Raw genomic sequence first — 7,278 nt, 5'->3', positions numbered from 1 at the left:
CCCATCGGGTTCAGGGCAAGGCTGGCACGGACAGCATCATCCACCCGGCTCATTTCTTCCGGGGTGAGGTGTCCGAGATATTTCAGAACCCTGCTCTTGTCTACGGTAAAAATCTGCTCTGCCTGAACGATGGATGGTACGGAGAGAAACTCGTTCACCAGCAGGCAGTGGGTCGGCTGGGTATACTTTTTTGCCGCCTTGCTTGTCAATGTGGCCACGATCAGCGTGGGCGAGTAAAAATTTCCCACATCGTTCTGAAGAACGACTGCCGGACGATTCCCGCTTTGCTCTGAACCGATGGCGTTGTCGAAACGGGTGAAGAAAATGTCTCCACGTTGGAATTTCCAGTTTTGAATCAATAGCTGCCCTCCTTTTGCAATATGTACACCGCCCGCTGCACCTCCTTGGCAGTGTGCGGTGTGTTTGTTCAACGGTTCATCACAACGTAGTCATGACCGCGCCGGGTCTGGCAGACAGTGCAAGTGTCCATGCTCCGGTCTGCGCTGGGAACAATGGCGATTTTGAACGCCTTGGATTCTACAAAACTGCAAAGGCAGACACCGCAGAGCGTGCGGATGGACCGAATCATCTCCGGGGTCAGTTCCATTTCCTCGTAGATCGCTTGCTCTAAGGTGGTATGGTCGTTTTCGTTCATAAAACCTCCTATGTAGGACGAAAATGTAGATATATGGAATAAGTAAAAAGAACAGACGTGGACGAAGACCGAAAACAGCATTCGGCCACGCCTGATTTAATAAGTTAAGGTCTCGCATATTCGCCCTCGGCTCCCTGCGAGTGGGGCATAAACATCTGGCAGCGGACTTGTACCGCTTCATTGGCATTTCAGCCACCCCGTCTGCTTTATGACCGGGCCGCGAATTACGGAAGTATCATTATCGGAGTACCAGATGAAGGAACTATTCAGTTTTCAAGGTTCGTGAGAGGTCTGTGTGGCAGACCTTTCACTGTTAACAGAAAACAAGGGGTAAAACGGGGGGTGTTTTCAAAAATATTTTTTGAATTTTTTTCGAGCAGCCTGAATGGATTCTCTTACAGTGGTGCGATCAGCGTGTTGAACACGGGCAATCTCTGTGATGCTCATACCTTGAGCCAGCATCAAAATTCGCTGACGCTGGTTTTCACTTAAATGTGCAAGGCAGTCAAGCAGATGCTCCCGATCTTCCAGTTCCTCCATCAAATCATCCGGGGTTTTCTCGGAAACCAGATTTGTTCCCTCGTAATCCTCGGAATCCAAAGAAAAAGCCGTATGATAGCGTGAACGCTCGTTGCTGGCGTGTTCCATGCGGCGGGAATCGTAGATAACCTCCGCAATCTCGGCAGAAACAGTAATATTGACACTTTCACCAGTGACAAACTCGTAGTGAAGAATGCGAGAGTCCATGTGTAACCTCCAAATTTTCGATAAAACGTGAAATGTCGAAAATCTGGAGACACTACGGATATTTCGCCGCTTGGGGCAGCCATGAAAAGAGGGCAAACATAAAACCTGCTCCTTTTCGGGAGCAGGCCATCTGAAGCTATAAAAAATAGCCGGACAACAGCCGACCGAAAGATTGGAGATCTTTCAGTCAAGCTGCTGCCCGGCCATTTGGTGCTACGTTTCATACATTGCCATGTGGCAATGGCCCGTTGCTCGGTGCTAACAGTCCATATTCAGAGTGCGTTGCACCCGATTTTTATGAAACCAATGCTTACTTGGCTCGAATGGAAAGGTTGAGCCATAACATTTCCCGGCAACGCCAGCATTTTATGTGGATGAATCCAGTGCAGTCGGCGGTCATTCGATAGAGCTTTATATTGCACTTGGGGCAAAACTGCCAGTGTTCCGTAATTGCTTCCTTCTTATGATCGAGCATGACTTTCCCTCCCAAATATAAAGTTTGCTGCGGTATTATGGGAGAAACGGCGGACTGCGGCACTTTGGCTCCAAAAGCGCAAAAACGCCAGCCTCCCATGGCGGGAAGCTGGCGCAATATAACACATCGGCACGATTGTGGATGGTGGAACGGAACGATTGTGCTTGCTTTGGGGCGGTCTGGCTTACGGCAGCAGACAGGCTTTTTTTGATGCGTTACCCCAATAAAAAATCACAGTTACCTCCACAAACGGCAACTGTGATCAGATGGCGCGTAGAATCGCCCAGGCGAGTTACCGTTTTTTTATAACTCGACCGGGAAATGTAAAAATCGGCACGATAGGACAAAATCACTGGAATGATGATGTTATACCGTTCTTTCCGCAAGGACGATACAATACTATTGAGGTGATGATGATGCCGAATGCGGATGCGATTGCTTTAGGAAAGCAGATAAAGGCTGTCCGAAAAGCGATGAAAATGACACAAGAGCAACTGGCACTGAAAAGTAATGTTTCGGTGAAGTATATCGCCAATATTGAAAATGGAAAACAGAATCCTTCTTTTGACATTTTAAGTTCAATTCTCCATGTTCTGCCACTTTCCTTGGATTCGGTTATCAACCCGAACTTATCAGAAGCAGAGCGCGAATGTCGAGAGTTAGAATCGATTTATTTTGCTTGTCCGCCAGAAATGCAAAAAACGCTGTTGGATGCCACAAGGTCACTCGCAATCCATTTGACAGAACTTTCAGAACAGAACAAAAACAACTAAGCTGCCAGAGTGGACGTTACGCTTCTCTCTGGCGTTCTTTTGTCTGAATACGCAATATTCTAACAGGTCATTCAATAAAATCACGTGAAAAGCAAACAAATTACACAATAATTTTCTCGTAATCAGTAATCAGTCTCGTTGTGGATTTTGAACCTCTTTTTCAATGGCAAGATCATTTTCTAGCGTATCATATAGTTCTTGTGGGGTACGGCATAAGACTGCGTAGAAGTTGATAGGAGCACCCTCATTAAAAAGCCGTACATACCCCCATCGACATGGGAGAACCTCTAAATAGGATGCCGTTTGCAAAAAATCTTCAAACTCTCTCAGAACATCTTCGAAAGATTGCATCTTACCGCCTCCTAAAATCTTTTTTCTATATTTTAGAAAAGATTATTTCCGATTGCAAGGATGTCAATTTTTATCTATCCAGCTAACGATAAAAGCCATACTCAAGGTCTAAGTTACCCATTGAGTATGGCTTTTATCGTTATAAGGAATCTTTTTTCACTGAAATGTTCGGCATAAATTGGTAGCCGAGGTTGGAAATCGTTCGAATATAGACAGGTACAGCTCTATCATCCTCGATTTTTTGCCGGATGCGTCCAATTGTATTGGTGACAGCAGTCAGGCAGCTTTCACTATCCTGATGCCACACGGCTTCAAATATCTGCTCTTTTGTAAACAATTGCCCCGGATGCCGTGCCATTAAACTTAAAACGCCATATTCGTAACGGCTCATGTACACTTCCTGTCCGTTTTTGAAAACACGACGATGTTCCAAGTTTATTTCCAAACCGGGATAATTCAAAGTGTCTGGCGTAGCACGGTTCGTTTCAATCCACTCGAAAATCGTCTGCTCTTGCGGTGGGCAGTGATCCTTCGTGATACGAACAATAACTTCAATTTTTTGCATAGAATTCTTCTAGAATCTTTGGTGAACAACTTCTCACAGACATTTAATGCTCCGCATCGCATACGCTGAATTTTGTTAAGCAAGGCTCCATCCAGCCGCATTCTTTCGGATGTTGACAAACTCCTGATAAATGCCGGGCTGCTTCAAAAGTTCTTCGTGCGTGCCCTGCTGTGCAATCTGGCCGTTGTCAATGACCAAAATTTGATTGGCATTCTGGATAGTATTCAGACGGTGGGCGATTACGAGAAGTGTCTTTCCCTTTACCAGCTCCGAGATGGCCTCCTGAATATAGCTTTCGTTATCAGTATCTACGCTTGCGGTAGCTTCATCCAAAATGATGATAGGGGCATCTTTCAAGATGCAACGTGCAATCGAGATGCGCTGCTTTTCACCGCCGGAGAGTGTAGTACCGCCTTCACCAACTACGGTCTGGAATCCATCAGGCAACGCCATGATGAAATCATAGCAGCGGGCCTTCTTAGCAGCTGTATAGACTTCTTCCTCTGTGGCGTTCGGTTTGCCTATGCTGATATTGTTGTAAATGGTATCTTGGAATAAGTACACTCGCTGGAATACCATGCTGATTTGCTCCATCAACTCTGCCAAAGGCACGTTCCGAATGTCCATACCTCTTATTATTATGCTGCCAGATTTTACATCCCAAAGCCGAGCCAGCAAATTGGCAATAGTAGACTTGCCGCTGCCAGAAGGTCCGACTAAAGCAGTCATGGAATCTTTCTTCATGGCAAAGCTGATATGATGCAGAACTTCTTTGTCCTGATAAGCAAATACAACATCGTTAAACTGAACTTCTGGCTGTCCCGGCTGTGCCTGTGCAGGAAGATGCTGCTTGCCCGTGTCGGGAAGTTCAGGCTCATTCAGGACTGCTTCAATGCGGTCGAGAGCTGCATCCATAACGGTAAGGCGAGATGCTTCCCCATAAAGAGCTTTCAGCGGTCCAAAGAGGTCAAACACAAACAGTAGAACACCAAGCACATAGGCCAGCGGAAGTGCGCCGCGCTGTTCCAATACAATCGACAAGCCGAAAATCGCCGCAATACCAATGCCGTAGAGGATATTCAGGCTCATTGTCCATGGTGTCATTTTCTGCTCAAAAGCAAGGGAGGTGTTTCTGGAACGCTGGAAATTGCCAGTCAGTTCTTCTGATTTTTCGCCCAGCAGGTTGTAGCTCTTAATGACGCCAATGCCCTCCACAAAGGACAGCACTGCATCGGTCAGTCGTTCGCTCTGCTCCTGCCGCTCTGCGGCCTCTCGCAGGGAAACCTTGTTCATTCCTTTTGATACCAGCCATGCCAGAACCGTGACTGCGGCAGCAATCAAACCGAGCTGTACGTTCAAATAAAACATGAATACCAGCAGAATCAAGGAGGACAGCAGATAGCTCATCATGTTGCCCAGCGTACTCATAGCGACTTCTTCAATGAATACCATATCCGTGCTAAGAACAGAGCTGATTTTGCCAATGTTGCCGGAAGTAAAATAGCCCATCGGAAGTTTCCGCAGATGGCTACCCAGTTCCATGCGTTTATCCGCAAACATCAAATATCCTGCGGCACTTTGCAGGCTGTCGCTGAGGTAATGAACAAGCATTTGCACCAACACTGCTGCGGCAAGTCCAAGGCCGATATAAAGGCAAGTCTGGCTGGTCAGTGTGTCAGCTGCAAAGCGGCTTAAAACTACAAAGGCAAGAACGATTGACATTTTTGACAAAATGGATTCCAAAAACGCACAAACGAATGCACCTTGAATACGGCCTTTATAACGGCCGGAAAGTTTCAAAATTCTTGAAAACATCGCAAACATTTAGGCTCCCTCCTTTGCAGTGTGTACTTTCCATTCGGCACTGTCCTGTGCGGCTTTCCACAATTTCTGATATTCAGGGCAGGAGCGAATCAAATCCTGATGCTTACCCGCTGCTACCAATTTTCCGTGGTCGATGACACAAATTTGATCGGCATTCATAATGGCGGGCAGTTTGTGAGCAATCACCACGAGGGTCTTGCCTTTTACAAGTTCTGCAATGGCTGCTTCCATCTTTTCTTCATTTTCGGGGTCAGCATAGGCTGTTGCTTCATCAAGAACTACAATGGGGGCATCCTTTAAGATTGCTCGCGCCAGAGAAATACGCTGACGCTGACCGCCGGAGAGCATTTTTCCGGCATCGCCTGCCATGGAGTGAATGCCCTGCGGAAGTTTTTCAATGAACTCCATGCACTGAGCTTTCTTTGCGGCCTCTATTACTTCTTCATCCGTTGCAGTCAACCGACCGAGCCGGATGCTTTCCAGCAGAGAAGTATTAAACAAATACTGATCCTGCGCCACATAGGAAATACGACTGTTCAATGCTTCAAGGCTCATATCGCAAAGTTTCTGTCCGCCGATGGAAATGCTGCCCTTTTGCGGGTCATAATAGTGAATCAGCAGTTTTGCCAAGGTACTCTTGCCGGAGCCAGATTCACCGACAAGAGCAGTTTTTTGTCCAGCCTTTGCCGTAAAGGAAATATCATGGAGAACTTCATCCTCAACCACCGCGGGCTTTCCATCCGGGCCGGGCTGTGTTGTCTGGTAAGCGAAAGAAACATGGTCGTAAGTAATGGTATCATCTATTCCATGGAATCTATCATTCGTCTGCTGAAGTTCCGGCGCATCCAACACCTGCTCCAATGCGGAGATTTTATAGTTGAGCTGGGGCATGGTTGGCAGAAAGCCAAGAGATTTCAGCAGCGGCATACCGATACTCAAAGAAAGACACAGCACCAAAATCAAATTGGGCAGAGCCGACCAGCCGCAGAGGACAAACCATGCACCCACAGGCAGGGTCAGGATGATGGTACAAGGAAGCAGGCTGCTGTAAATCGCCATCCACGGCCATGCCGCCCTATACCATGCCAGTGTATAGTTCCGATAATCTGATATATCTTTACGGAACCGTTCGTAAGAATCTGCGTCTTTATTGAAAACCTTGACGACTTCCATACCGTTGATGTACTCAATAATGGTATTGTTCATCTTTTGCCCGGCCATATAGTAAGGCCCCATTTTCTTCATACCAACGGAATACATCGTCATCATGGCAACTAAGCTAAGCGGAATGGATGCCAAAGATAACAGTGCCAGCTTCCAGTCTACAAAGAACATTGCCACATAAACTGCAATGGGAACCATCAGGTTGGCGATGCCCTCCGGCATAGAGTGTGCCAGCAGAACTTCCAGACTGTCTACATCGTCCACGAACAGCTTTTTCACGGTGCCAGTGCCTTTGTCCTGAATAACACCCAGCGGCAGTTTTTCAAACCGTTTTTGCAGAGCCGTCCGCAGGCGGAGCAGCGTGTCATAAGCTGCTTTATGAGAGAGATTCAGGCCCCAGCCATAGAAAAGAGCTTGCAGCACCAGACATACCAAGACCAGTATGACATGCTGGATGATAAAGGAAGCAGTGATTGCCTCCCCCATGACCAGCGGTGCAATTACCTGATATGCCAGCACAAAGGGAAAAACACCCAGCAGAACACTGACCAGCACGATGGCTGTTGCAACATAGAGGCCTTTTTTATGAGGTCCGGCATATTCAAATACTTTTTGGAACATAAGCCCTCCTTATATTGAGCCGTACTGTCTGTGCTTCAAAAACAAGAGGCCGCCAAAGTAAAGAGGCCTCTTATCATTATCTTTCTGTCCAGTCAAGGCGGCC

8 protein-coding genes are annotated in these 7,278 nt (G+C 47.0%); 1 reads left to right on the top strand and 7 read right to left on the bottom strand.

Annotated features, from left to right (window positions below; all coding sequences use genetic code 11):
* From C4N23_RS12990 to C4N23_RS12980, 3 genes are all read right to left on the bottom strand, one after another.
* On the bottom strand, positions 1–359 hold a 359-nt coding region (locus tag C4N23_RS12990), incomplete at its 3' end, for a type II toxin-antitoxin system PemK/MazF family toxin (RefSeq protein WP_146746491.1).
* A 68-nt stretch (positions 360–427) separates the two neighbouring features.
* The gene (locus C4N23_RS12985; RefSeq protein ID WP_181567133.1) at positions 428–655 is read right to left on the bottom strand and encodes a hypothetical protein; all 228 of its coding nucleotides are present in this window, start codon (positions 653–655) and stop codon (positions 428–430) included.
* Positions 656–1,003: 348 nt separating this feature from the next.
* Positions 1,004–1,402, bottom strand: a complete 399-nt coding sequence (locus C4N23_RS12980; protein ID WP_112146515.1) for an RNA polymerase sigma factor — start codon at positions 1,400–1,402, stop codon at positions 1,004–1,006.
* A 741-nt stretch (positions 1,403–2,143) separates the two neighbouring features.
* Between C4N23_RS12980 and C4N23_RS12975 the strand changes: the two genes are divergently transcribed.
* Positions 2,144–2,650 carry a helix-turn-helix domain-containing protein gene (locus C4N23_RS12975; protein ID WP_242983799.1) on the top strand — a complete coding sequence of 169 codons (507 nt, stop codon included), beginning with the start codon at positions 2,144–2,146 and terminating at the stop codon, positions 2,648–2,650.
* 129 nt (positions 2,651–2,779) lie between these two features.
* On the opposite strand, the gene C4N23_RS12970 is transcribed toward C4N23_RS12975, so the two are convergent.
* The 4 genes from C4N23_RS12970 to C4N23_RS12955 all read right to left on the bottom strand — a co-directional run bounded on the left by C4N23_RS12970 (position 2,780) and on the right by C4N23_RS12955 (position 7,175).
* Positions 2,780–3,001 (bottom strand): hypothetical protein, encoded by a 222-nt coding sequence (locus C4N23_RS12970; protein ID WP_015564162.1) that lies wholly within the window; start codon positions 2,999–3,001, stop codon positions 2,780–2,782.
* Between the two features lie 139 nt (positions 3,002–3,140).
* Entirely contained in the window at positions 3,141–3,566 is a 426-nt protein-coding gene (locus C4N23_RS12965; RefSeq protein WP_112146511.1) for a winged helix-turn-helix domain-containing protein, read from the bottom strand.
* A 75-nt stretch (positions 3,567–3,641) separates the two neighbouring features.
* Positions 3,642–5,390 carry an ABC transporter ATP-binding protein gene (locus tag C4N23_RS12960; protein ID WP_112146509.1) on the bottom strand — a complete coding sequence of 583 codons (1,749 nt, stop codon included), beginning with the start codon at positions 5,388–5,390 and terminating at the stop codon, positions 3,642–3,644.
* On the bottom strand, positions 5,391–7,175 hold the full coding sequence (locus C4N23_RS12955; RefSeq protein ID WP_112146507.1) for an ABC transporter ATP-binding protein: 1,785 nt from the start codon (positions 7,173–7,175) through the stop codon (positions 5,391–5,393).
* Positions 7,176–7,278 lie beyond the last annotated feature (103 nt).

The organism is Faecalibacterium hattorii, from assembly GCF_003287455.1.
GTDB classification, from domain to species: Bacteria; Bacillota; Clostridia; order Oscillospirales; family Ruminococcaceae; genus Faecalibacterium; species Faecalibacterium hattorii.
The sequence above is the reverse complement of the archived record's forward strand: the minus strand, read 5'-3'. Positions and strand labels throughout refer to the sequence as shown.

Coding starts and splice junctions, on each gene's coding strand:
- C4N23_RS12965 (WP_112146511.1), bottom strand. CDS start 3,566: ATGCAAAAAATTGAAGTTATTGTTCGTATCACGAAGGATCACTGCCCA.
- C4N23_RS12955 (WP_112146507.1), bottom strand. CDS start 7,175: ATGTTCCAAAAAGTATTTGAATATGCCGGACCTCATAAAAAAGGCCTC.
- C4N23_RS12975 (WP_242983799.1), top strand. CDS start 2,144: ATGGCGCGTAGAATCGCCCAGGCGAGTTACCGTTTTTTTATAACTCGA.
- C4N23_RS12960 (WP_112146509.1), bottom strand. CDS start 5,390: ATGTTTGCGATGTTTTCAAGAATTTTGAAACTTTCCGGCCGTTATAAA.
- C4N23_RS12985 (WP_181567133.1), bottom strand. CDS start 655: ATGAACGAAAACGACCATACCACCTTAGAGCAAGCGATCTACGAGGAA.
- C4N23_RS12980 (WP_112146515.1), bottom strand. CDS start 1,402: ATGGACTCTCGCATTCTTCACTACGAGTTTGTCACTGGTGAAAGTGTC.
- C4N23_RS12970 (WP_015564162.1), bottom strand. CDS start 3,001: ATGCAATCTTTCGAAGATGTTCTGAGAGAGTTTGAAGATTTTTTGCAA.